Annotated in this window: 24 protein-coding genes; 10 read left to right on the top strand and 14 right to left on the bottom strand. The window is 66.2% G+C overall.

Translation table 11 applies throughout. The features are described 5' to 3' along the window. Positions 1-38 precede the first annotated feature (38 nt). From rsgA to recR, 4 genes are read left to right on the top strand one after another with little or no spacing between them, the layout of a single operon-like run. Positions 39-1082: a ribosome small subunit-dependent GTPase A gene (gene rsgA / locus P73_RS21235; protein WP_043871116.1), complete on the top strand. Its 1044-nt coding sequence runs from the start codon at positions 39-41 to the stop codon at positions 1080-1082. Between the two features lie 57 nt (positions 1083-1139). Then, positions 1140-2903, top strand: a complete 1764-nt coding sequence (locus P73_RS21240) for a DNA polymerase III subunit gamma/tau (protein ID WP_043871117.1) — start codon at positions 1140-1142, stop codon at positions 2901-2903. A gap of 27 nt (positions 2904-2930) precedes the next feature. After that, positions 2931-3275 carry a YbaB/EbfC family nucleoid-associated protein gene (locus tag P73_RS21245; protein ID WP_043871118.1) on the top strand — a complete coding sequence of 115 codons (345 nt, stop codon included), beginning with the start codon at positions 2931-2933 and terminating at the stop codon, positions 3273-3275. 43 nt (positions 3276-3318) lie between these two features. Then, a complete protein-coding gene (gene recR, locus P73_RS21250) occupies positions 3319-3876 on the top strand; it encodes a recombination mediator RecR (protein WP_420836144.1) in 558 nt (185 codons plus the stop codon). Between the two features lie 72 nt (positions 3877-3948). Here the strand turns inward: recR and P73_RS21255 are convergent, their stop codons facing one another. Beyond that, complete coding sequence (locus P73_RS21255) at positions 3949-4692, bottom strand: DUF1013 domain-containing protein (RefSeq protein WP_043871120.1); 744 nt, start codon at positions 4690-4692, stop codon at positions 3949-3951. Positions 4693-4831: 139 nt separating this feature from the next. Between P73_RS21255 and P73_RS21260 the strand changes: the two genes are divergently transcribed. Next, positions 4832-5473, top strand: a complete 642-nt coding sequence (locus P73_RS21260; RefSeq protein ID WP_043871121.1) for a ribonuclease T2 family protein — start codon at positions 4832-4834, stop codon at positions 5471-5473. 60 nt (positions 5474-5533) lie between these two features. On the opposite strand, the gene P73_RS21265 is transcribed toward P73_RS21260, so the two are convergent. Both P73_RS21265 and P73_RS21270 read right to left on the bottom strand, forming a co-directional pair. Next, on the bottom strand, positions 5534-6514 hold the full coding sequence (locus tag P73_RS21265; protein WP_043872067.1) for an NAD(P)H-quinone oxidoreductase: 981 nt from the start codon (positions 6512-6514) through the stop codon (positions 5534-5536). 2 nt (positions 6515-6516) lie between these two features. Beyond that, positions 6517-7227, bottom strand: a complete 711-nt coding sequence (locus tag P73_RS21270; RefSeq protein WP_043871122.1) for a COQ9 family protein — start codon at positions 7225-7227, stop codon at positions 6517-6519. 111 nt (positions 7228-7338) lie between these two features. On the opposite strand from P73_RS21270, the gene rpsU reads away from it, so the two are divergent. Continuing rightward, positions 7339-7545 (top strand): 30S ribosomal protein S21, encoded by a 207-nt coding sequence (rpsU, locus tag P73_RS21275; RefSeq protein ID WP_043871123.1) that lies wholly within the window; start codon positions 7339-7341, stop codon positions 7543-7545. Between the two features lie 92 nt (positions 7546-7637). Here the strand turns inward: rpsU and P73_RS21280 are convergent, their stop codons facing one another. The 5 genes from P73_RS21280 to mscL all read right to left on the bottom strand — a co-directional run bounded on the left by P73_RS21280 (position 7638) and on the right by mscL (position 13495). Continuing rightward, positions 7638-9533, bottom strand: coding sequence for a DEAD/DEAH box helicase (locus tag P73_RS21280; protein ID WP_074743119.1), 1896 nt, complete (start codon positions 9531-9533; stop codon positions 7638-7640). A gap of 248 nt (positions 9534-9781) precedes the next feature. Next, the gene (adh, locus tag P73_RS21285) at positions 9782-11302 is read right to left on the bottom strand and encodes an aldehyde dehydrogenase (RefSeq protein ID WP_043871124.1); all 1521 of its coding nucleotides are present in this window, start codon (positions 11300-11302) and stop codon (positions 9782-9784) included. Between the two features lie 138 nt (positions 11303-11440). Continuing rightward, positions 11441-12388, bottom strand: a complete 948-nt coding sequence (locus tag P73_RS21290; RefSeq protein ID WP_174446918.1) for a GAF domain-containing protein — start codon at positions 12386-12388, stop codon at positions 11441-11443. A gap of 76 nt (positions 12389-12464) precedes the next feature. Next, positions 12465-12923, bottom strand: coding sequence for an Lrp/AsnC family transcriptional regulator (locus P73_RS21295; RefSeq protein WP_043871125.1), 459 nt, complete (start codon positions 12921-12923; stop codon positions 12465-12467). Between the two features lie 140 nt (positions 12924-13063). Further along, on the bottom strand, positions 13064-13495 hold the full coding sequence (mscL, locus tag P73_RS21300; protein ID WP_043871126.1) for a large conductance mechanosensitive channel protein MscL: 432 nt from the start codon (positions 13493-13495) through the stop codon (positions 13064-13066). Positions 13496-13651: 156 nt separating this feature from the next. On the opposite strand from mscL, the gene P73_RS21305 reads away from it, so the two are divergent. From P73_RS21305 to P73_RS21315, 3 genes are read left to right on the top strand one after another with little or no spacing between them, the layout of a single operon-like run. Beyond that, complete coding sequence (locus P73_RS21305) at positions 13652-14353, top strand: glutathione S-transferase N-terminal domain-containing protein (RefSeq protein ID WP_043871127.1); 702 nt, start codon at positions 13652-13654, stop codon at positions 14351-14353. Between the two features lie 56 nt (positions 14354-14409). Continuing rightward, positions 14410-15888 carry a glycosyltransferase family 39 protein gene (locus tag P73_RS21310; RefSeq protein ID WP_043871128.1) on the top strand — a complete coding sequence of 493 codons (1479 nt, stop codon included), beginning with the start codon at positions 14410-14412 and terminating at the stop codon, positions 15886-15888. 6 nt (positions 15889-15894) lie between these two features. Then, entirely contained in the window at positions 15895-17376 is a 1482-nt protein-coding gene (locus tag P73_RS21315; protein ID WP_043871129.1) for an ArnT family glycosyltransferase, read from the top strand. 31 nt (positions 17377-17407) lie between these two features. On the opposite strand, the gene pheT is transcribed toward P73_RS21315, so the two are convergent. From pheT to pyk, 6 genes are all read right to left on the bottom strand, one after another. Beyond that, positions 17408-19801 carry a phenylalanine--tRNA ligase subunit beta gene (gene pheT / locus P73_RS21320; protein ID WP_043871130.1) on the bottom strand — a complete coding sequence of 798 codons (2394 nt, stop codon included), beginning with the start codon at positions 19799-19801 and terminating at the stop codon, positions 17408-17410. 331 nt (positions 19802-20132) lie between these two features. After that, the gene (gene pheS / locus P73_RS21325; protein WP_043871131.1) at positions 20133-21203 is read right to left on the bottom strand and encodes a phenylalanine--tRNA ligase subunit alpha; all 1071 of its coding nucleotides are present in this window, start codon (positions 21201-21203) and stop codon (positions 20133-20135) included. A gap of 115 nt (positions 21204-21318) precedes the next feature. After that, the gene (rplT, locus tag P73_RS21330) at positions 21319-21681 is read right to left on the bottom strand and encodes a 50S ribosomal protein L20 (protein ID WP_043871132.1); all 363 of its coding nucleotides are present in this window, start codon (positions 21679-21681) and stop codon (positions 21319-21321) included. 15 nt (positions 21682-21696) lie between these two features. Then, a complete protein-coding gene (gene rpmI, locus P73_RS21335) occupies positions 21697-21897 on the bottom strand; it encodes a 50S ribosomal protein L35 (protein ID WP_043871133.1) in 201 nt (66 codons plus the stop codon). Between the two features lie 133 nt (positions 21898-22030). Further along, on the bottom strand, positions 22031-22252 hold the full coding sequence (locus P73_RS21340) for a hypothetical protein (protein WP_043871134.1): 222 nt from the start codon (positions 22250-22252) through the stop codon (positions 22031-22033). A gap of 37 nt (positions 22253-22289) precedes the next feature. Then, on the bottom strand, positions 22290-23738 hold the full coding sequence (pyk, locus tag P73_RS21345) for a pyruvate kinase (protein WP_043871135.1): 1449 nt from the start codon (positions 23736-23738) through the stop codon (positions 22290-22292). A gap of 137 nt (positions 23739-23875) precedes the next feature. Here pyk and P73_RS21350 point away from each other — a divergent pair, with 137 nt between their 5' ends. Then, positions 23876-24649, top strand: a complete 774-nt coding sequence (locus tag P73_RS21350) for an N-formylglutamate amidohydrolase (RefSeq protein ID WP_043871136.1) — start codon at positions 23876-23878, stop codon at positions 24647-24649.

The following is a 24649-nucleotide window of genomic DNA, read 5'->3' on the forward strand; positions in this document are numbered from 1 at the left end:
CGGCAATATAGGCCAACCCTTCTGACAGCGGGACATGAATGACGACCGATCTCACCGATCTGGGCTGGTCCCAGTTCTTCAACGGCCAGCTCGACCTCGAAGAGATCGGGACGCTGACCCCCGTGCGCCTGTCCGAAGTGCGCCGCCGCTCCGTCGTCGCCCTCACCCCTGCGCTCGAGCGCGTGGAAATCGCGCTGACCGGCGATCATGTCGCCACGGACATGGCCGTGGGCGATTTCGCCCTCACCGACGGCACCCGGCTCATCCGCCTTCTGGAGCGCAAGACGCTCATCTCGCGCAAGGCCGCGGGGATCGCGGCGCAGGCACAGCTCATCGCGGCCAATATCGATACGCTGTTCATCACCACCTCCTGCAACCAGGATTTCAACGAGGCCCGGCTCGAACGCTATCTCGCCATCGCCCTCGACGCGGAGGCGGTGCCGGTCATCGTCATCACCAGGAAGGACAGGCCGGAGGAGATGCCGGCCGAAGATTACGAGACGCGGGCGAAATCCATCTATGAAGGTGCCGAGGTGATGCTGGTGAACGCGAAGGACGCCGAGGACATCGCCCGGCTCGAACGCTATTGCGGCAGGGGGCAGACCATCGCGCTCGTCGGCTCCTCGGGCGTCGGCAAGTCGACGCTGGCGCGCGGGCTGACGGGCGAGGAGATCGAGGTGGGGGAGATCCGCGAGGACGACGCCAAGGGCCGGCACACCACCACCGCGCGCTCGATGCACCGGATGCACGCGGGCGGCTGGCTGATCGACACGCCGGGGATGCGCGAGCTTGCGCTGCACGATGCCTCCGAAGGCATTGCGACACTGTTCGAGGACATCACCGAGCTGGCCGCGATGTGCAAATTCTCCGACTGCCGGCATCGCGGGGAGCCCGGTTGCGCGGTGCGCGCCGCCGTGGAGGCGGGCGAGCTGGACCCCGAGCGGGTCGAACGCTGGCGCAAACTCCTCGAGGAAGACGCCCGCAACACGGAGACCATTGCCGAGGCGCGCGACCGCGGACGCAAGTTCTCCAAGACGGTGAAATCCGCGAAGAAGGCAAAGAGCGCAAGACGCGGCGAATGAGGTTGCGGGGGGGCCTCCCCGCCCTTACCTTACAGCGCGAACGAAGGAGGCCACCGCATGTCCGACACGAACACCGGCTACAAGGTTCTGGCGCGCAAGTATCGCCCGGAAATCTTTGCCGACCTGATCGGTCAGGACGCGATGGTGCGGACGCTGAAGAACGCCTTTGCCGCCGACCGGATCGCGCAGGCCTTCATCATGACCGGCATCCGCGGCACCGGAAAGACCACCACCGCGCGGATCATCGCCAAGGGCATGAACTGCGTCGGACCGGATGGAACGGGCGGACCGACCACGGAACCCTGCGGCCAGTGCGAGCACTGCGTCGCGATCACCGAGGGTCGTCATGTCGACGTGATGGAAATGGACGCCGCCTCGCGCACCGGGGTGGGCGACATACGCGAGATTATCGACTCGGTGCATTACCGCGCTGCCTCCGCGCGGTACAAGATCTACATCATCGACGAGGTGCACATGCTCTCGACGAGCGCGTTCAACGCGCTTCTCAAGACGCTCGAAGAGCCGCCGGCGCATGTAAAGTTCATCTTTGCCACGACCGAGATCCGCAAGGTTCCGGTCACGGTGCTGTCGCGCTGCCAGAGGTTCGACCTGCGCCGGATCGAACCCGAGGTGATGATGAACCACCTCTCCACGATCGCCGCGAAGGAAGGCAGTGCCGTGGCCCAGGACGCGCTCGCGCTCATCACCCGCGCCGCCGAGGGCTCGGTCCGGGACGCGCTTTCGCTGCTCGACCAGGCGATTTCGCACGGTGCGGGCGAGACAACGGTCGATCAGGTCCGCGCGATGCTGGGCCTTGCCGACCGGGGCCGCGTGCTCGATCTCTTCGACATGATCATGGCGGGCGATGCCGCGGGCGCGCTCGGGGAACTGGGCGGGCAATATGCCGATGGCGCCGATCCGCTTGCAGTGCTGCGCGATCTCGCGGAGATCACGCATTGGGTTTCGGTCATCAAGATCACGCCCAATGCCGCCGAGGATCCGACCATCGGCCCGGACGAGCGCGCACGCGGGCTCGCGATGGGGGAAAAGCTGCCGATGCGGGTGCTGTCGCGGATGTGGCAAATGCTGCTGAAGGCGCTCGAGGAGGTGGCCGCCGCGCCGAACGCGATGATGGCCGCCGAGATGGCGATCATCCGGCTCACCCATGTGGCCGAGCTGCCGATGCCCGAGGATCTGGTGCGCCGCCTCAACGAGCAGAACCCGCCGCCCCGCCCGCCCTCCGGCCCCGCCGGCGGCGGCGCGCCGCGGAGCGGCGGATCGGTGAGTGCGCAGGGCGCCCCGGCCGGAGGCGGGCCAGTGACCCACGGGCCGGTGATGACGAGCGGCGCAGCGACAGCGCCGGCGCAGGCCCCCGACGTGGCGCTGGCGCGCTACACCTCCTTCGAGGCGGTCGTCGCGCTGCTGGAGGAAAGCCGCGCAGGCACCCTGCTCATCGAGGCGAAGAGAAACATGCGGATCGCGCGCTACAGCCCCGGCCGGATCGAGTTCCAGCCCTGGGGGGATGCGGCCGCGGACCTGGCCCCCCGCCTCTCCCAGCGGCTCCACGCCCTGACCGGCGTGCGGTGGATCGTGACTATCGCCGAAGCTCCTGAGGAGGCGCGGACCATCTACGAGGTGGAGGATGCCGCGCGTCTCGCGCTCGAGGCCGAGGCGCGGGAGCACCCGATCGTCGCTAAGGTGTTCGAGCTCTTCCCCGACGCGAAGATCAGCGACATCCGCACCCCCGACGCGCTGGCCGCCAGCGCGGCGAGCGAGGCGCTCGAGGAGGTCGAGGACGAATGGGATCCGTTCGAGGAATGACGGCTCCCCACAGGAAAGGATGACGGAATGTTCAAAGGATTGGGCGGTCTCGGCGACATGGCCGGAATGATGAAGAAAGCACAGCAGATGCAGAAGGACATGGCCGAGTTGCAGGAGCAGCTCGACACCATGACCGTGACCGGCGAAAGCGGCGCGGGGCTCGTGAAGGCCACGGCGACCGCGAAGGGCAACCTTACCGGGCTCGACATCGACGCGTCGATCTTTCAGCCGTCGGAAAAGGAGGTGGTCGAGGACCTGATCCTCGCCGCGATCAAGGATGCACAGGCGAAGGCGCAGGAAAAGGCGCAGTCCGAGATGCAGAAGCTGACCGAAGGCCTCGGCCTCCCGGCCGACTTCAAGATGCCGTTCTGAGACCGACGTGAGCGGACGCCAGGACATCGAAGACCTGATCGACATGATGGCGCGGCTGCCCGGCCTCGGGCCGCGCTCGGCACGGCGCGCCGTCCTCCACCTCATCCAGAAGCGCGGACGCCTGATGGCGCCGCTTGCCCAGGCGATGCAGAATGTCGCGGACAGTGCGCGCGAATGCGTCCGCTGCGGCAATATCGGCACGGCGGATCTCTGCGACATCTGTGCGGACGAACGCCGCGCGACTGGCGAGATCTGTGTGGTCGAGGACGTATCCGACCTCTGGGCGATGGAGCGGTCGGGGGTGTTCAGGGGACGCTATCACGTCCTCGGCGGCACGCTGTCCGCACTCGACGCCGTCGGGCCGGAAGAGCTCCGCATCCCCGCCCTCGTGCAGCGCGTGGGAGACGAGCAGATCGGGGAGGTGGTCCTCGCCCTCGGCGCCACGGTGGATGGCCAGACCACGGCGCATTACATCGCCGACGAACTTTCCGGCCGGTGCAAGGTGACATCGCTGGCGCAGGGCGTGCCGGTCGGCGGCGAGCTCGACTATCTCGACGACGGCACCATCGCCGCCGCGCTCACCGCCCGCAAGTCCCTCTGATCCCGTCGCGCAGATGCGAAAAGCCCGGACGTTTCCATCCGGGCTTTCTCATGTCGCGGGCGATGGGCGGGCTCAGCGGTGGTCGTCCTCATCCTCGTCGTCGTCATTGTCCGGCAGGTTGAAGAAGCTGTCCGCATCCGGCACCGTGTCGTCCTTGTCGTCGTCGTCATCTCCCGAGAGCGAGAAGGTCTCCAGACCCGCGATGGCGGTGGGGATCTTCGGCTCCGTGTCCATGCCCAGCGATTCCTCGGTGGACAGCAGCTTGCGCCGCTCGTCATCCGTCATGCCCGCCTCGCGGTTCTTCGCGGCCTTCTGCACGGCGGCGTCGAGTTCGGACTGCTTGCACAGGCCGAGCGCGACCGGGTCGATCGGCTGCATGTTCGCGATGTTCCAGTGGGTCCGTTCGCGGATCGACTGGATCGTCGGCTTCGTCGTGCCCACGAGCTTGGCGATCTGGCCGTCCGACAGCTCCGGGTGGAACTTCACGAGCCAGAGGATCGAGTTCGGGCGGTCCTGCCGTTTCGACAGCGGCGTGTAGCGCGGGCCGCGGCGCTTTTCCTCGCCCACGGCGGCGGCGTTGTATTTGAGCTGGAGCCGGTGAAGGGGGTTCTCCTCCCCCTTCCTGATCTCCTCGGCGGTGAGCTGGTTGTTGGCGATGGGGTCGAAACCGCGCACACCGCCCGCAACATCGCCATCCGCGATGCCCTGCACCTCGAGCTCGTGCAGCCCGCAGAAATCCGCGATCTGCCTGAAACTCAGGGTCGTGTTGTCGACGAGCCAGACGGCGGTGGCCTTTGCCATGATCGGTTTTGCCATAGGACGCACTCCTTAGAATGTCTTGCCCCCGGATACATCTTTCCCGTCGCCTGAAAGGGCTTTCCCCGGTGGGGAGGGTTCTCGTTGTCGGGGAACACGGGCGCTGTATAGTGCCGAAAACCGCCGGAGGAAAGAGAAAATGCGTCAACGGATCGTGACCGCCCTCGTCGCCGCGGCCCTGCTCTGGAGCGGCGCGGCCCGCGCGGAGGGAGAGCAGGCGGGCGATTTCGACTATTACGTGCTCGCGCTCTCATGGTCCCCGACCTGGTGCGCACTCGAGGGCGCAGCGCGCGGCTCGCCGCAATGCGACCGCCCGCTCGGCTGGGTGCTGCACGGGCTCTGGCCGCAATACGAGACCGGCTGGCCCTCCTATTGCCACGGCGCCGAACGCGACCCCTCGCGCAGTCGCACGGCGGCGATGGCCGATATCATGGGCACGGACGGCGCGGCCTGGTATCAGTGGAAGAAGCACGGGCGCTGCTCCGGCCTTTCGGCGGAGCGCTACTTCGACACCGCCCGCGCCGCTTATGCCCGCATCGCCCGTCCCGAGGTATTCCGCAGACTCGACCGCGACGTGAAGCTCCCCGCCGCGGTGGTGGAGGAAGCCTTCCTGAAGGCCAATCCCGGTCTGGAGGCCGATGAAATCACCGTGACCTGCAAGGCCGCGCGCATCGAGGAGGTGCGCATCTGCCTTACCCGCGACCTCGCGCCGCGCCGGTGCGGCGCGGACGTGATCCGGGACTGCACGCTCGACGCCGCACTCTTCGAGGCGATCGACTGACGCGCTCAGCGGCCGCGCGACGACGAGAGCGCGCGCCCGTCTCCTTTGCTGTTCAAATACTCAGACTTCGAGCACGATCTTGCCGATATGCGCGCTCGTCTCGATCCGCGCATGGGCCTGCGCCGCGTCGTCGAGCGCGAAGGTGCTGTCCATCACCGGGCGCACCTGTCCCGACGCGATCTTCGGCCAGACATTGCCATAGAGCGCCGTTGCGATCGCTGCCTTCGCCGCGTCCGATTGCGGGCGCAGCGTCGAGCCGGTGAGCGTCAGCCGCCGCAGCATGACCTGCGCGAAATTCACCTCCGCCCTGGAGCCTTGCAGGAAAGCGATGTTCACGAGCCGCCCCTCCGTGGCCAGAGACCTGATGTTGCGGGCGATGTAATCGCCGCCGACCATGTCGAGAATGAGGTTCATGCCGCCCTCGGCCTTCGCCACCTCGACGAAATCCTCCTCGCGGTAATTGATCGCCCGCTCCGCGCCAAGTGCCTCGCAGGCCTCGCACTTCTCCGGCGATCCGGCGGTGGCAAAGACCCGCGCACCAAAGGCATTGGCGAGCTGGATCGCGGTCGTGCCGATGCCCGAGGAGCCGCCATGGACGAGGAACCGCTCCCCGGCCCGAAGCCCGCCGCGGTCGAAGACATTGGTCCAGACGGTGAAGAAGGTCTCCGGCAGGCAGGCGGCCTCCTTCAGCGACAGCCCCTCGGGCACGGGCAGCGCATGTGCGGCGGGCGTCGCAACATATTCCGCATAGCCGCCGCCGGGCAGGAGCGCGCAGACCTGCTCCCCGACCTTCCGGTCGGAGACCGCCGCGCCGACGGCCACGATCTCGCCGGAGGCTTCGAGCCCCGGCAGGTCGGACGCGCCCGGCGGCGGATCGTAGAGTCCCGCGCGTTGCAGCGCATCCGGCCTGTTCACACCGGCGAAGGCCACCCGGATCACTATCTCGTCCGCCTTCGGCACCGGCACCGGGCGGGTGCAGGGTTTCAGCACCTCCGGGCCGCCCGGTGCGGAGATCTCGACCGCGCGCATCGTCTCGGGCAGGCTCATTGCGCACCTCCCGGCGGGGTGGATCGCGTGCCGGGCACATCCGTGCGTCCGGCCCCGGCGGGCGCGCGGATCATGCCGATGAGCGCGTTGGGCAGGGCGAAGGCCGCAGAGAAGACCTTGTTCCCGCGCAGGCCCGCCTTCGCCTTCTCGATCTGCATCACGTCGTCGATCCGGCGCTCGAGAAAGGCGCGCGTCTCCATGAAGCCTTCGCTGTCGTCGCCGAGCCAGAACAGCACCGTGGAGGCGAAGACGCCCGCGAGCGTCGCGCGTTTCGTGTACCAGTTCACGTCCCGCGACGTGTCGTCCAGCGCGGTCCAGATCGCATCCGCCGTTTCCCAGAGGAGCCGCGTGCCCTCCGGTGCGTTGTGCGGCAGGGAAAAGAGCGACATGCCGCGCCGCACCACCTCCCGGTCGACGCTTTGCAGGCGCAGCCAGACGGCATGGGCGATTCGGTCGCGAAACCGCAGGGCGGAGAGATCCGTCTCCCCGAGCGCCGCGATCATCGCCCGGTCGCCGCGCTTGTGATAGGCGGCGGCCAGATCGACGGAACCGCGCGGGGCGGCGACCCGTGCCAGGGCCGGCGACACCCCCGAATCACTCACCGCGGCCCTGAAGGTTTCGGGCCCCCAGCCGTCGAAGACCACATGCGGGAGCGCCGCATCCAGCAGGTTTTCGCGGGTCGGATCGGGATAGGCGGTGCTCTGCATCGGTTTCGTTCTCCTGAATTCGGCACGATGCTAGACAAACTAGCCTCGCTTTGCTATACGGCCACTTCCTGCAATTCATGCAAATCTAACTTAGGAAGGTGGTGACACCACATGCAGGTTAGCGTTCGTGACAACAACGTCGATCAGGCCCTCCGGGCTCTGAAGAAAAAACTTCAACGCGAAGGCGTTTTCCGCGAAATGAAGCTCAAGCAGCATTTCGAGAAACCCTCCGTGAAGAAAGCGCGCGAGAAGGCCGAGGCCGTCCGCCGTGCCCGCAAGCTCGCTCGTAAGAAAGCGCAGCGCGAGGGTCTTCTCTGAGATCTCCTGATCGGTGAACGAACGGTCCTTCGGGACGAAGTTCCATACGACCCCCGGATGCGAAAGCCTCCGGGGGTTTGCCTTTTCCCGCCTCAGCCCTTGCGCGGTGGCTTGCCCTTGCCGCCCTTGCGGTGCGGTTTCGGCGCGGTGCCGCGCGGTTTGAACCCGCCGCCTTTCGGCCCCAGCGGTTTCTCGCCCGCCGGTTTCTGGCGCGGCTTGCGCGGTTTCGCCTCGCCATGCACCGCCGCGTCGCGCGCCTTGCGCGCTGGTTTCTCGAATTTCGGGCGGCGGGGTTTTTCCGACGCCTCGCTCAGATATTCCTCGGCCGATCCATTGCCGCGCGGCTTGTCGTAGCGCGGCTTGCCCTTCGGCTTCTCGAACCGGCCGGCCGGGCTGCGGCGCGGGGCTGAGGTGTCGGGCGCCTCTTCGAGTGGCGTCACCGTGACCCCGTCCTCAAGCACGCCGTCGGCGCCGAGCCGGTCGAGGAAACCGGGCAGCGCATCCTGCCGCAATTCGACGAAGGTTTCCTCGTCCTGCATGCGGATCTTGCCGATCTGGCTCTTTTCGAGATTGCCCGCCCGGCACAGCAGCGGCAGCAGCCAGCGCGGCTCCGCCCCCTTGCTGCGCCCGACGGAGAGAGACACCCAGGCGGCAGGTCCGAAGGCCGCACGCGCATCCTGCGGGCGGGCCGCCGTGTGCACGTTCAACTCCTCAGGCGCGGAGAGCCCGGCACGGTAGAGGCGCAGGCAGGCGGCGGCGATCTGTTCGGCGCTGAATTTCTCCAGCAGCTTTTCGGCGAAGGCGCGGTCATCGTCGCGCAGCTCCGCCTCCCATGCGGGATCCTCCATGAGCCGCGCCTCGTCGAGCGCGAGGATGTCCTCCGCCGTCGGCGCATGGGTCCATTCCGCCTCGATCTTCGCCCATTTCAAAAGCCGCGCCGCCTTTTTGGAAATGTTATCGGGCGCAATGAGAGCGGAAATCCCTTTCCGCCCCGCCCGGCCCGTGCGGCCCGAGCGGTGCAAAAGCCCCTCGGTATTGGTTGGCAGATCGGCATGGATCACCAGTTCGAGATTGGGAAGGTCGATGCCGCGCGCCGCCACGTCGGTTGCCACGCAGACCCGCGCGCGTCCGTCGCGAAGTGCCTGGAGCGCATGGGACCGCTCGTCCTGCGACAGCTCGCCCGACAGGCTCACGACCGAGAAGCCGCGATTGGCGAAACGGGCCGTGAGGCGTGCGACCGTGGCGCGCGTGTTGGCAAAGACGATGGCCGTCTGTGCGTCGTGGAAGCGCAGCAGGTTGATGATCGCGTGTTCGGCGTCGCGCGGCGCGCACTGGATCACCTGATAGGAGATATCGCTGTGCTGCTCGCGGTCGGAGAGCGTCGTCACGCGCCGGGCGTCACGCTGATAGGTCTTGGCGATCTCGACGATGGATTTCGACACCGTGGCCGAGAACAGCAGGGTGCGCCGCGTCTCCGGCGCCTCGCCCAACATGAATTCGAGATCCTCGCGGAACCCGAGATCGAGCATCTCGTCGGCCTCGTCGAGCACGATGGCGCGAATGTCCGAGAGATCGAGCGATCCGCGCGTGATGTGATCGCGCAGCCGTCCCGGCGTACCGACGACGATATGCGCCCCGCGTTCGAGCGCGCGGCGTTCGTCGCGCGCATCCATGCCGCCGATGCAGGTCACGACACGCGCGCCGGTCTTGCCGTAGAGCCAGGTCAGTTCGCGGGCGACCTGCATCGCCAGTTCGCGGGTGGGCGCGACGACGAGGGCGAGCGGGCTGCCCGCCGGACCGAACCGCTCCGCCTCTCCCAAGAGCGTCGGCGCGATGGCGAGACCGAACCCCACGGTCTTTCCCGAGCCGGTCTGCGCGGAGACGAGCAGATCCGCCTCGGCAAGCTCGGGGGCGGTGACGGCGGTCTGCACGTCGGTCAGGGTATCGAAGCCGCGCTCGGCGAGCGCGTCGGAGAGGGGCGTCAGCATCGGGGGAAATCCAAGTGTATCGCGCAGTCCCTCTGCGCAGGATGGGGCCGTTTAGCGGGTTTCGCGCAGGATGTCCACCGAAAGCACATAAGGCGCGTGCGCCGCCTGAAGGCGCATCGCGCAGGACCGGTGCGGGACGCGGGGCCGCCTCTCTCCCGATGTCTGCGAGGATCAGGGGAGGCGGCGCGTGCGCAAGAGGGTCGCACGGCGCCCGCCCCGGAAGGAGGCGCCGTGCGATGGCGCCCGGATCAGAAGAAACCGAGCTTGTTCGGGTTGTAGCTCATCAGGATGTTCTTGGTCTGCTGGTAGTGGTCCAGCATCATCTTGTGGGTCTCGCGACCGATCCCAGACTGCTTGTAACCGCCAAAGGCCGCATGCGCCGGATAGGCGTGGTAGTTGTTGACCCAGACGCGGCCCGCCTCGATCGCGCGGCCGAAGCGGTAGCAGCGGTTCGCATCGCGCGACCAGACACCCGCGCCGAGGCCGTACATCGTGTCATTGGCGATGTGGAGCGCCTCCTCCTCGTCCTTGAAGGTCGTGACGGAGACGACCGGGCCGAAGATTTCCTCCTGGAAGACGCGCATCTTGTTGTGACCCTTCAGGATGGTCGGCTGGATGTAGAAGCCGTTGGCAAGTGCGCCCTCCATCTTCTCCGCCTCGCCGCCGACGAGCACCTCGGCGCCTTCCTCGCGGCCGATGGTCAGGTAGGAGAGGATCTTTTCCTGCTGTTCCTGGCTTGCCTGTGCACCGACCATGGTTTCCGGGTCTCGGGGGTCGCCGCGCCTGATGGCCTTCACGCGGGCGATGGCCCGTTCGACGAAGGCGTCGTAGATGTCCTCCTGGATGAGGGCACGGGACGGGCAGGTGCAGACCTCCCCCTGGTTGAAGGCGAAGAGGACGAAGCCCTCCACCGCCTTGTCGAGATAGGCGTCATCCTCGGCCATCACGTCGGAGAAGAAGATGTTCGGGGATTTTCCGCCAAGTTCGAGCGTCACGGGGATCAGGTTCTCGGTGGCGTATTGCATGATCATGCGGCCGGTCTGGGTCGATCCGGTGAAGGCGATCTTCGCGATGCGCGGGGACCGCGCGAGCGGTGCGCCGACCTCGGCGCCATAGCCGTTCACGATGTTCAGCACGCCCTCGGGCAGAAGATCCGCGATGCACTCGACGAGCACCATGATCGCGGCGGGGGTCTGTTCGGCCGGTTTCAGCACCACGCAGTTCCCGGCGGCCAGCGCCGGCGCAAGTTTCCACGCGGCCATGAGCACCGAGAAGTTCCAGGGGATGATCTGTCCCACGACACCCAGAGGCTCGTGATAGTGATAGGCCACGGTATCCGCGTCGATCTCGGACATGGTGCCCTCCTGACCGCGCAGCACGCCCGCGAAATAGCGGAAATGGTCGGAGGAGAGCGGAATGTCGGCGGCCATCGTCTCCCGGATCGGCTTGCCGTTGTCCCAGGTCTCCGCCGTCGCGATCAGCTTCAGGTTCTCGTCGATGCGGTCCGCGATCTTCAGAAGGATATTCGAGCGCTCCGCCGCGGGCGTCCTGCCCCAGGCGACCTTCGCGGCATGTGCGGCGTCGAGTGCGAGCTCGATATCGGCCGCATCGGAGCGGGCCACCTCGCAGACCGTCTCCCCGGTGATCGGGGTGATGTTGTCGAAATACTTGCCGTTCACAGGCGGGGTGAACCTGCCCCCGATGAAGTTGTCGTAGCGCTGTTTGAAGGGCGAGGCGTAGGTCGCGCTCGTCTCGGACTGGACGTTCATGTGTTCCTCCTCTGAACCGCGGATGACGCCTCCTCGCGTCATCCTCCGGGAGGAACTGTGGCGCTCCGTGACGGTGGCGGTCACCCCCGCCGCGCCACGCCGCGGCGCGGCAATGTCTCAGGGCTGAGACAGGTGGGCTCAGGTTTCGCCGATTCCCAGCCGCTTCATCCGGCGATAGAGCGTGGCCCGCCCGATCCCGAGTTCCCGCGCGGCCGCGGAGACATTCCCGCCCGTCCGCGCGATGGCCCGGCGGAGCGCCGCCCGTTCGGCGCGTTCGAGCGCGGACGCGGTGGTGTCCCGCCCGAGGATGTCGGAGGCGGGACGTGGGTCGAACGCGCCGGGCCCGAGTCCGAAGGCCCTGCGCGCCGCCCGCGTCGCCCCGATGACAAGGTCGTCCTGATCGACCGCGAGAAGCAGCGCGCCCTCCGGACGCTCCTCCTGCGGCGAAAGGATCCGCGCGCCCGCGAAGGCCGCGCGGAAGGCGTCCGTTTCGATCTGTCTGGCAGTCTGGGCGACCACGCCCGCGATGAGGCGTGCATAGGCCTCCGTCTGATCGGCACGACAGGACGAAACGTCGAGCGCGGCGATGAGCCGCCCGTCGGGACCGAAGATCGGCGCATCCATGCAGGACATGGCGGTGTTGCGGGACAGGAAATGTTCGTCGCGATGGATCGTGACCTGGCGTTCCTCCGCCAGGCACGTGCCGATCCCGTTCGTGCCCTCCGCCGCCTCCGACCAGTCGCAGCCTGTCCAGAGGCCCCAGGCCTGGAACGTACCGGCATCCCCGTCCTTCGAGCGCTGGTCGAGAATGATGCCGTCGCGGTCGGTCATCAGCACGGAACATCCGGTATTTCCGACCATCTGGAAGAGCTGGTCGAGCTTCGGCGAGGCGAGATCGCGGAAGGCGCCGAGCCTTTCGCGCCGTTCTGCGATTTCGCGCCCCGAAAAGCGGCGTGGCCCGCGCCCGTGGCCGGGATGGAGCCCGTGCTTCATCAGCGAGCGGCGCCAGCTTGCGGTGAGGCGCGTGCCGACGGCCGCCGATTCGATGGTGGAAATCACGTAATCTGCGTGGCTTGAATGGTCCATTGCCGCTGTCCTCCCAGTTGCGACACGCGGAACGGTACCACGGTTACGGCGCGCGGCACAAAGACCCTTCGCGCGGTCACACCGGCAGGGCCGTCGTCTTGAACACCGTCCGCATGGCGAAGGAGGATTGCATCGTCTGCACGCCGGGCAGACGCACGAGCTGGCGATGCACCTCCGCGAAATGCTCGGTATCGGCGGCCACGACCTTCAGGATGTAATCCGCCTTCCCCGCCATCAGGTGACATTCGAGCACATCCGGCAGCTTGCGCACCGCCTTCTCGAAGGCCGCGAGGATGTCGTCGGCCTGGCTCGCCAGCGTCACCTCGACGAAGACCGTCGCGCGCCGGTCGAGATGGCGCGGATCGAGCAGGGCGACATAGTCGCGGATGATCCCCTCGGCCTCCAGCCGCTGCACCCGGCGATGGCAGGCCGAGCTCGACACATTGGCTTCCTGCGCGAGATCCGCGTTCGAAATCCTTCCCCTGCGCTGCAATATCCGCAGAATCCGGCGATCTGTCTCGTCGATTTTGCCCATATGCGTCTTTTGTCCTGCCCTTGTCCGGTTCCACGAGACAGTCTCCCACAGCCGCCCGGTTCCGACAAGCGGCAACGAAAAAAGCCCGCCGGTGTGGTCCGACGGGCCTTTCATGGCGGTTCCGGCGTTGGCTGTAGCCGTCAGGCGCGCCTGAGCTGGTCCCGGATCTCGATCAGCACGTCGAGTTCGGACGGGCCGGTCGGCACTTCGGGCACCACTTCCTCCGGCTTTTCGGCGAGCGATTTCACCCTGTTGACGTAACGCACCAGCATGAACACCACGAAGGCGATGATCAGGAAATTGATCACGGCCATGGCGAAGGCGCCATAGGCGAAGACCGAGGCCCCGGCCTCCCGCGCCGCCTCGAGCGAAGCACCCTCGGGTACGCTGCCGGAGAGCACGACATAGTTGTTGGTGAAATCGAAACCGCCGAGGAACAGTCCGACGATCGGGTTGATCAGGTCGGTCACGACGGAATTGACGATCGCGGTGAAGGCCGCGCCGACGATGATGCCCACGGCCATGTCCATGACATTGCCCTTGGCGATAAAGGCCTTGAATTCCTTGAACATGAGAGATTTTCCCGCTCTTTGTCCCACAAGCGTCTTGCGGAATTCTCCGTCGAAGACGCACATTGCATAACATATTGCCGCACAGCGGACAGTATTTATTTTGAAATTCAGAGCATTAACTAGAAACGCACCATCCGAAGAGAAAGGTCTCACCGAATGCCCAACGCCGTGTCCCACCCGATCACCGCCCGCTGGCCCGCCGCATATCCCGAGAAGCTCCAGCTCTATTCCTTTCCGACGCCCAACGGCGTCAAGGCGTCGATCGCGCTCGAGGAGATGGGGCTCGACTACGAGCCGCACCTCGTCACCCTGTCCGACAGCGATGTGAAAAGCCCGGAATTCCTGTCGCTGAACCCCAACAACAAGATCCCCGCCATCATCGACCCGAACGGGCCGGGCGGGCAGCAGATCGAGCTGTTCGAGAGCGGCGCGATCCTGATCTATCTCGCCGAGAAGACCGGCAAGTTCCTGTCGCAGGATCCGAAGACCCGCTACCAGACGATCCAGTGGCTGATGTTCCAGATGGGCGGCGTCGGCCCGATGTTCGGCCAGCTCGGCTTCTTCTACAGGTACGCGGGCGCGAAGATGGAAGATCCGACCGCGCGCGACCGCTACATCGCCGAGGCGAAGCGCCTTCTCGCCGTGGTCGAGAATCGGCTCGAGGGCCGCGAGTGGATCATGGACGACTATTCCATCGCCGATATCGCGCTCGCTCCCTGGCTCAACGCGCTCGACTTCTACGGCGCGAAGGAGGTGACAGGCTACAACGACCTGAAGAACGTGCCGGCATATGTGGAACGCTTCTACGCCCGACCGGCGGTCCAGCGCGCGAAGAACATTCCGCCGCGCCCGGAATGAAGCGATAGACCCCTTCGCAGCCAAGGGATAGGGTGCGCGAAACCACCGAAAGGCGAATGGCGCATCCGATGATCCCCGACATGTTTCAGACGGCAGAGAGCCCTGAGGACAGGCGCGCGGCGCGCCTGTTTCTCATCGCGATCACGCTCTATTTCGCGGCACAGATCGTGCTGCGCGTCACGCTCGGCGGAGCGCTCGAGACCGACGAGGCGGAGATGATGCTGATGACGCCGGGGCTGCGCTGGGGCTACGGGCCGCAGCTCCCGCTCTACAACTGGCTTCAGATCGGGTTGTTCGCGCTCTTCGGGAAAACCCTTTTCGCGCTCTCGCTGCTCAAGAACGCCCTGCTCTGGGGCACCTATGCGCTGCTTTTCACCGGGCTGCGCGCAGCCGTCCCCGCGCGCACGGCCACGCTCGCGACGCTGTCGCTCTTTCTCATCCCGGACATCGCATGGGAGGCGGAACGCGCCACGACCCATTCGAACATGCTCCTCTTCGCGATCTCCGCAACGATCTGCGCCTTCCTCTGGGCGCTGCGGACCGGCGCACTCCGGCACTGGGCGCTCCTGGGCGTCGCCCTCGGGATCGGAGGGATCGCGAAATATAATTACTGGGCGGTGCCGGCCGGCCTTCTGCTCGCCCTCCTGACGATGCCGGACCTGCGCCGCCGGCTTCTGACCGCGCGCGCGCTTCCCGCGCTGGTCATCGCGGCGGCGATCGTCGCCGGACCCTACGCGTGGATGGCGGCGAACCGGGATCTCGCCCTCTCCTCCGTCGGCAAGATCGCGCTCGAGAACAGCGCCCGCGCATGGCTGCCGGAGGGCGTTCCGCTCTACCTCAAGGGGCTCGCGACACTGATCGTCCTTCCGGCGCTGGTCACGGGCGCGCTCTGGCTGGCCACACGCCGTGGCACCGCTCCGGCACGGGTTTCCCCGCTCTCCACGCTCTTTCTGCGCATGGGCGGGCTCCTTGCCCTCGGCGGTCTCGCGGCGGTGTGGCTTTCGGAGGCCGGGCATATCGCGTCGCGCTGGCTCCTGCCGATCGTGATCCCGCTCGTGATCGGGATCTTCCTGCGCCTTGCGCCCCGGCTCGGGCGCGGTGCCTTGCGCGGTTATCTCGCCATTCTCGGCGTCGTGGCGGCGCTCGTCTTTGCCGGGCTCACCTATGACCGGTACAAGGATGGCGCGCGCCGTGATGTGGAATTCGCTCCGCTCGTGAGCGTCATTGAAGACATGCACCTTCCCGAAGACACGGTAATCGTGGCCGACTTCTACGTCGGCGGAAACCTCGCCCGCCTGCGCCCCGACTGGCCGGTGCGCTCCGACCTTCCGGCCTCGGCCCGAGAGGTGGAGACGCGCAACCTCCTCCTTCTGACACGCGAAAAGAACGCGGAGGTACTGCGCCGGGTCACCGCGCGCGTGGACTGGCGCCATGCCCAGGGCGCGGCGTTCGGAGAGCCCACTGACTTCTCCCTTCCCTCCCGCCATGGCGCGCGCCCGCTGAACATCCTTCTTCAACACGCCCGCGCGGAGTAGCCCGAGATGCAACGCGACATGGCGCAGGAAGCGCTCTTTCTCCGGATCCTGTTCGCCTATTTCGCGATCCAGACCGTCCTGCGGACGCTGCTCGGCGGGACGTTCGAGTACGACGAAGCGGAAATGTTCGTCCTCGCACAGGACTACCGGTTCGGCTACGGCCCCCAGACGCCGCTCTACAACTGGTGGCAGGCGACGGTTTTCCATGTCTTCGGACCGACGACATTCTCCATCGCCCTCGCAAAGAACGCCCTTCTCTTCGCCGCCTACGCGCTTACCTTCGATGCGCTGCGCCGGCTCGTGCCGACCCGCGTGGCCATTCTCGGCACGCTCGCGCTCCTGCTCCTGCCGAACGTTTCGTGGGAAGGACAGCGCGCCGGGTCGCACAGCATCGCCATGCTCGCGCTGATCGGCGCGACGCTCAACGTCATGGCCCGCCGGATCGCGGAGGCGCAGAGCGGCGAGAGCCATCTGTCTCATGCCGTCGCCCTCGGCGTGGCGATCGGTCTCGGCGGGCTCACGAAATACAACTACTGGCTCTTCCCGCTGCCGCTTCTCCTCATGGCCGGGGTGTTTCCGGACATAAGGCGCGCGCTCTGGCGGCGCGACCTGCTGCTCACGGCGTTGATCGCCCTGGCCATCCTCGCCGGGCCCTATGCCTGGATCTTGTCGAATCGCGCGGCGGCCATGGCGCAGAGCCAGACACTCTATCACGGCCCGGCGATCGAGGGGTTGCCGCGTCCGCTGCTCGGCGTGGTGACGATGCTGATTGAGGCCCTCACCGCGCTGGCGCTGCTGCTTCTGACGCTCGTCGTCGCACGCCTTCCGTTCGGGCGCCGCGCCCTTTCGCTCGAGCCGGCCTCATCGCTTGCCAAATGGTTGATGAGCGGCCCGGCGCTCGGCTTTGCGGTCATCGCCCTGCCCGTGATCGCCTTCGGCGTGACGGATGTCCAGGCGCGCTGGCTCCTGCCCCTGCTCGTGCCGATGGCGCTCGGCCTGATGCTCCGGGTGGCGCCCACGTTCACACCGCGCATCACGCGCAACCTGTTGCGCTTCTGCGCCTTCCTCGCGCTCCTGATCGTGGTGGCGATGGCCGACACGCGGCTGCGCGGGGCGGGCAGCGACTCGCTTGACATCGAAGTGCTGGCGCAGGCCATAGAGGCCGACCTGCCCGAAGGGGCCGAGCCGCCCGCCGTCGTCAGCTTCAACTTCTACTTCACCGGCAACCTGAAATACCTGCGCCCCGACTGGATCGCGCTGGCCAACCATCCCTCGGGACATGTCCCGGCGGGCCTGTCGCGCCTCGTCGTCGTCGGCATTGCCGAGCCGGAACGGATCCGCGCCGCGCTCGCCGCGCATGAACTGGTGCCGGCGGAGGAAACGCTTCCGCCCGTCAGGACAGCCACCCTGCCCTATCGCTTCGAGGCGGCGGATGTGACGCGCGACGTGCCCTATGTGATCGTGGATCTGAAAAACGGCGCCGAATAGGCGCCGCTTCCCCTGTCGAAATGCTCTGGTCTCAGCCGCGCAGCGTGCCGCCCGTGGCCTTCCCGACCTTCGCGACGATCTGCGCGGTCAGCTCCTCGAGATCCTTTTCCTTGAGTGTGCCCTCGGTGGGCTGAATTCGCACGGTAATCGCAAGGGATTTCTTGCCCTCGCCAAGACTGCCGCCGACGAACTCGTCGAAGAGGCGCACCTCCTCGATCAGCGCCTTGTCCGCGCCGCCCGCCGCATTCATCACGTCGAGTGCACGCACGTCGCGATCCACGACGAAGGCGAAATCGCGCTCCACCGCCTGCAAGTCGTTGGTGAAGAAGGCCTGGCGCGCGATCTTTCCGCCCTTCGGCATCGGCACCTCCTCGAGATAGACGGTGAAGGCGACAGCGGTCCCTTTCACTCCCATCTCCTTGAGCACCTTCGGATGCAGCTCCCCGAATTCCGCCAGCACCTTTTTCGGGCCGAGGCAGATCCGTCCCGAGCGGCCCGGATGGAACCAGCCGGACGCGCCATGCAGCACCTGCGCCTTCGCGGGTGCACCGATGGCGGCGAGCACGGCCTCCGCATCCGCCTTTGCGTCGAAAGTGTCGACCGCGCGGCGTTCGCCATGCACGTCCTTCGGCCCAGTCGCGCCCACGCGCAGGCCGGAAACCTGCACCCGCTGCTCCCCCGGCTCCCCGCCGAAGAAGGCCGGGCCGCATTCGAAGAGCGCCAGATCCGCGAAGCCGCGCGCCTGGTTGCGCGCCGCCGCGGCGAGCAGGCCGGGCAGGAGGTCGGGGCGCATGTGGCTCATTTCCGAACTGATCGGGTTCTCGAGCCGCACCGCATCCGTGCCGCCGCCGAACAGCGCCGCCGATGTCCCGTCGATGAAGCTGTAGGTCACGCATTCGTTGAAGCCGAGCGCGGCCGCCTGATGCCGCGCCGCGCTCTCGCGCACCTGCATCGGCGTCAGGATCTGTTTCGCCACGCCGCTCGGACGGCTCATCGGCTTCGGCTCGAGCTTCGTCAGGCTCTCGACGCGCGCGACCTCCTCCACGAGATCGGCCTCGCCAAGGATGTCGGGACGCCAGGACGGCACCTTCGCCATCTCGCCCTCCATCTCGAAACCGAGGCTTTCGAGGATCGCGACCTGACGTTCCGGCGCGATCTCCATTCCGACAAGCGACTGCACGCGGTCGGTGTCGAGCCGATAGGCACGCACCACGTCCGGCTCGGCACCCGCGACCCTGACCTCGGAGGCCTCCCCGCCGCAGAGAGCGAGGATCATCGCCGTCGCGTCCTCCATCGCCTGACGGTTATAGGCGGGGTCGATGCCGCGTTCGTTGCGGTAGCGCGCGTCCGAATTGATCCGCAGGGCGCGGCCCGCCTTCGCGATGTCGAGCGTGTTCCACACCGCCGCCTCGAGGAAGACATCCACCGTCTCCCCGCTCACCCCGGTCTCCTCACCGCCCATGATGCCGCCGATGCTTTCGACCTTGCCGCCGGCAAAGATGCACAGCGCGCCCTCGGGCATGGCATAGGTCTTCTCATCGAGCGCCAGAAGCGCCTCGCCGCCTTTGGCGCGGTCGATCACCAGACCGCCCTCGACCTTGTCCGCATCGAAGACGTGCAGCGGGCGGTTGCGGTCATAGGTGAAGAAATTGGTGATATCGACCAGCGCGGAGATCGGGCGCAGACCGATAGCCGTCAGCCGGTCCTGAAGCCATGCCGGGCTGGGCCCGTTCTTCACCCCACGGATCAGGCGTCCGGCAAACACATGACAGCCGTCTTTCGCGGCCTCGGTGATCTCCACCGAAATCGGGTTCGGAAAAGTGCCCGCGACCTTCTCCGTCGTGAGCGGTTTCAGCGTCCCAAGCCCCCGCGCCGCGAGATCGCGGGCGATGCCATGGACGCCCAGCGCGTCGGGGCGGTTCGGCGTGATCGCGATCTCGATCACCGGGTCGACCTTCGCCGGGTCGTGTTCGGCCAGCCAGTCGGCAAATTCCATGCCGATCTCGCCGCCCTCGAGCTCGATGATGCCGCTGTGTTCGTCCGACAACTCCAGCTCGCGCTCGGACGCCATCATGCCATGGGATTCGACGCCGCGGATCTTGCCCACGGAAATGGTGATGTCGAGGCCGGGGATATACATGCCGGGCTTGGCGAGCACGGCGGTGATCCCCGCGCGGGCATTCGGTGCGCCGCAGACGATCTGGGTCATGCCCTCGTCCGTCTCGACCTGACAGACCCGAAGCTTGTCGGCGTCGGGGTGCTGCACGGCCTCTTTGACCTTGACCAGCTTGAAGCCGCGGAGCCGGTCGCGCGGGTTCTCGACACCCTCGACCTCGAGCCCGAGATCGGTCAGCGCGTAGAGGATGTCATCGAGGGAAGCCTCGGTTTCCAGATGCTCCTTGAGCCAGGAGAGTGTGAATTTCATTTTTGTGCACTCCGACGCTTACTTAGGACTAAAGCGGCTATCCCTACGATCACGCAAACAACCAAGATAAAGATAGTTATCGGGGCCAGTAATACTGCCACAATCGCAGCAACCCCATAAGTGCCCGCGATATACCCTCCGGCACCCGTGAGAATTGCAGCTCCCGAACTATGCGTAACAGCCGACAGACCTAGCATTGACAACATCTGCGCTGCACCTAATCCGGCAACACCCACTCCAGTAGCAGTGCCCGCGACCCATTCGCCATCCTTAGCGCCCCGACGAAAACGACCAAGCAACAAGGTGGACTGTAAATATCTTTTGAAAAGTTTCACCCGTGAATACCCCCCGCCAGCGTCGGCGTCCCCAGCGCGCTAAACCCATAGTGACGCAGCCAGCGCAGGTCAGAATCAAAGAACGCGCGCAAATCCGGGATGCCGTATTTCAGCATCGCCAGACGGTCGATCCCCATGCCGAAAGCAAAGCCTTGCCATTCTTTCGGGTCGATGCCGCCGGCGGTCAGGACTTTGGGGTGCATCATGCCGGATCCGAGGACCTCGAGCCAGTCGTCGCCCTCGCCCACGGTGACGGTGCCGTTTTCCCATTTGCACTGAACATCCACCTCGGCGGAGGGTTCGGTGAAGGGGAAGTGCGAGGCGCGGAAGCGGGTTTTGACCTTGGTGCCGAAGAAGGCGGTGTAGAACTCTTCGAGCACCCATTTCAGGTTCGCCATGGAGATGTCGCGATCGATGGCCATGCCCTCGACCTGGTGGAACATCGGCGTGTGAGTCTGGTCGTAGTCCGACCGATACACCCGGCCCGGCGCGATGATGCGGATCGGCGCGCCTTGTTTGAGCATGGCGCGGATCTGCACCGGCGAGGTATGGGTGCGCAGCACGTCGGGGGAGCGCTCGTCCCCCTCGGCGCGGTGCATGTAGAACGTGTCATGCTCCTGCCGCGCGGGGTGATGGGCGGGAATGTTCAGCGCGTCGAAATTGTGCCAGTCGTCCTCGATCTGCGGACCTTCGGCGACGGCGAAACCGAGATCGGCGAAAATCGCGTAGATCTCCTCGGACACGCGGGAGATGGGGTGGATGGTCCCCTGCGGGCGCTGCCGGGCGGGCAGGGTCACGTCGAGCCATTCGGAGGCCAGGCGGGCATCGAGAGCGGCATCCTCGAGCGCGACCTTCTTTGCGGCCAGGGCGGCGTTGATCTCGTCCTTCAGCGCGTTGAGCTTCGGTCCCATCTCCTGCCGCTCTTCCGGGCTCATCTTGCCCAGTTCGCGCATCTTGAGCGCCACTTCGCCCTTCTTGCCGACCGCCTGAAGCCGGATGTCCTCGAGCGTCGTCTCGTCCCCCGCCTCGAGAATGGCGGTGAGATACTTGTTCTTCAGATCGTCCATCCCGAACCCTCTGTTTTCCGTCCCCCGCTTCGTATCACGGGAGGTCCAAAAGACAAGAAGCCGCGAGACCCGTCAGGTCCGCGGCTTCCAGAATGCTTGATCCCCTTGGGGGAGCTTACGCGAGCGCGGCCTTCGCCTTGTCGACGATGGCGCCAAACGCTTCGGGCTCGTGGATCGCGAGATCGGCGAGAACCTTGCGGTCCACCTCGATACCGGCGAGCGACAGGCCGTTGATGAAGCGCGAATAGGTCAGCGCCTCGTCATGGCTGCGCACGGCGGCGTTGATGCGCTGGATCCAGAGCGCGCGGAAATTGCGCTTGCGCGCCTTGCGGTCGCGGGTCGCGTACTGGTTGGCCTTGTCGACGGCCTGGGTCGCGGTGCGGAAGTTGCGCGAGCGCGAACCATAGTACCCCTTGGCAGCCTTCAGGACCTTCTTGTGACGGGCGTGGGTGACGGTACCACCTTTAACACGGGACATTCTTCGTTCCTCCTATCAGCGGTCGTAGGGCATGTAGCCCTTGACGATCTTCGCGTCGGGCGCAGAGAGCGTCGTGGTGCCACGGGCGTCACGGATGAATTTCTTGGTGCGTTTGATCATGCCGTGGCGCTTGCCGGCCTGACCCGCGATGACCTTGCCGGTGGCGGTCACCTTGAAGCGCTTCTTGGCGCTCGACTTCGTCTTCATCTTAGGCATTTCCATCTCCTTGTTCGCATGAGGTCGGATGGTTTATCGCGCGACTCGGCATGCCATATCGCCGGACGCGCACCATGAGGGCGTGCAACTACAGCCCGGCGGGGCGTTTGGCAAGCCATAAACAAGGGATTTCTCAGAAATAACGCCCGATCACACGGGTCAGCGCCTCGGGGATGTCACTGACCGCATAGCCGCCGGGATGGCGGCTCACGGCAAGGATCAGGAGGATCCCGCCGATCATCACCATGACCCCCGCCGCACGCGGCGGGCGCCCGTCGGAATAGGCGCTTGCCAAGGTGGGGAGGGCGAGCACGCAGATCGCCGTTCCGAGCACGAGGAAAAGATCCGTATCCATGGCACCGCCTCCTGAAATCAGCGGAGTAGCAGCGCCATTATTCGGGATCGGTGTTGAAAATCAAGCGTTCCTCGCAGGGCGCGACGCGCAGGATGTTGGTCGAGCCCGGCTGGTTGAAGGGAATGCCGGCGGTGACGACGATCCTGTCCGCCTCCGTCGCGAACCCGGACGTGCGCGCCGCGCGGGCGGCGTTCACCACGGCCATCTTGAAGCGTTCCACCTCGCCCGTCATGATGCAGTGCATCCCCCAGTAGAGGCAGAGCTTGCGCGCCGTCTTGCGCCGAGAGGTCATCGCGATGATCGGCACATGCGGACGCTCGCGCGCAGTGAGGGCCGCGGTCGTGCCGCTCTCGGAATAGCAGACGATGGCCTTCACATCCGTGGTCTCCGCGATCTCGCGGGCGGCCGAGACGATGGCGTCGGCCACGGTTTCCTTGTTCAGCCGCGAGCGCGAGGCATCCATGACCTCGCGATAGGTCGGATCGCTTTCCACCTCGATGGCGACGTTGTTCATCGTCGACACCGCGTCAATCGGGTAGTTGCCCGCCGCGGATTCCGCCGAGAGCATGATCGCATCGGCGCCCTCGTAGATCGCTGTCGCCACGTCGGAGACCTCGGCACGGGTGGGCATCGGGCTTTCGATCATGCTCTCGAGCATCTGGGTCGCCACGATCACCGGCTTCGCCGCCGCACGGCACTTGCGCGTCAGGCGTTTCTGGATCGGCGGGACCGCCTGAACCGGAAGCTCGACGCCGAGATCGCCGCGGGCGACCATGATCCCGTCGGACACCGCGAGAATATCCTCGAAGGCCTGGACCGCCGCGGGCTTCTCGATCTTGGCGAGGATGGCGGCGCGCCCCTTGGCAAGCTCGCGCGCCTCCTCCACGTCGGCGGGCCGCTGCACGAAGGACAGCGCGAGCCAGTCCACGCCGAGGTCGCAGACAAACTCCAGATCCTTGCGGTCCTTCGGCGACAGGGCGGCGAGCGGCAGCACCACGTCGGGCACGTTCACGCCCTTGCGGTCGGAGATCGTGCCGCCGACAAGCACCACGCAATCGGCATGGTCCTTGCCGCAGGCTTCGACCCTGAGCCGGATCTTCCCGTCATTGACCAGCAGGGTCGCGCCCGGTTCGAGCGCGGCGAAGATCTCCGGATGCGGGAGCTGCACACGCTCGCCATTGCCCGGCGCATCGTCGAGATCGAGGCGGAACCGGTCGCCCTCCTCGAGATCATGCGCGCCCGAGCCGAACTTGCCGACGCGCAGCTTCGGCCCCTGAAGATCGGCGAGGATGGCGATCGGCCGACCGAGATCGGTCTCCACCTTGCGGATGATCGCATGACGGGCGCGGATCTCCTCGTGATCGCCGTGGCTCATGTTGAGCCGGAAGACGTCGGCCCCGGCCTCGGAGAGGGCGCGGATCGTGTCGTAATCATTGGAAGCAGGCCCCAGCGTGGCCACGATCTTCACATTCCGAAGGCGTCTCATAACTGCCTTTGTCCTTTCGGTTATGGGTCGTTTCGCGGTGGGCCGCCCCCTCTATGCCGCAATATGGCACGAGGCACAACTGGCCCTTTCTCCAGAAAGCGCGTATTGGAAAAAAGTCAGAACAAGGTGACGTGAATATGACCAATCCCGCAGCGTTCCACATCGGGGGCGAGGACCGTCCGGGGCGCTGGCTCGTGACCTGCGACCACGCCACGAACCGTGTTCCGGAGGAGGTCGGCGGCGATCTCGGCATCGCGCCGTCGGACATGGCTCGCCACATCGCCTATGACGTCGGCGCGCGGGGCGTCGCTCGGGAACTTGCCAGGCTTCTCGACAGCCCCTGCATCGAGACGGATTTCTCCCGCCTCGTGATCGACCCCAACCGCGGCGAGGACGATCCGACCCTTCTGATGAAGCTCTACGACGGCACGCTCATCCCGCGCAACCGGCACGCGGATGCGACCGAGATCGAGCGCCGGCTCACGTTGTTCCATCGCCCTTATCACGCCGCACTGGAACGCCTCGCGGCACGGCGCGGGGATGTGGTGATCTGTGCAGTCCATTCCTTCACCCCGCAGTTGCGCAACAGGCCGCGACGCCCCTGGCAGGTCGGCGTCCTCTCCGCCTGGGACAAGCGCGTCACCGCGCCGTTCATCGCCGCGCTGGAAGCTTCGGAAACGCTGCGTGCAGAGGTCGAGGCCATGGGCGAGCGGCTGGTGATCGGGGACAACGAGCCATATGACGGCCATCTTCCGGGAGATTCCGTCGACGTGCACGCGCTGCGCCACGGGCGGCTCAACCTCCTGATCGAGCTGCGCTCCGATCTCATCGCCACCGAGGCGGGACAGGCCCGCTGGGCCGCGCTGCTCGCCCCGATCCTCGCAAGAACCCTCACAGAGACAGGACTCTGA

The organism is Celeribacter indicus (assembly GCF_000819565.1).
Taxonomy (GTDB): domain Bacteria; phylum Pseudomonadota; class Alphaproteobacteria; order Rhodobacterales; family Rhodobacteraceae; genus Celeribacter; species Celeribacter indicus.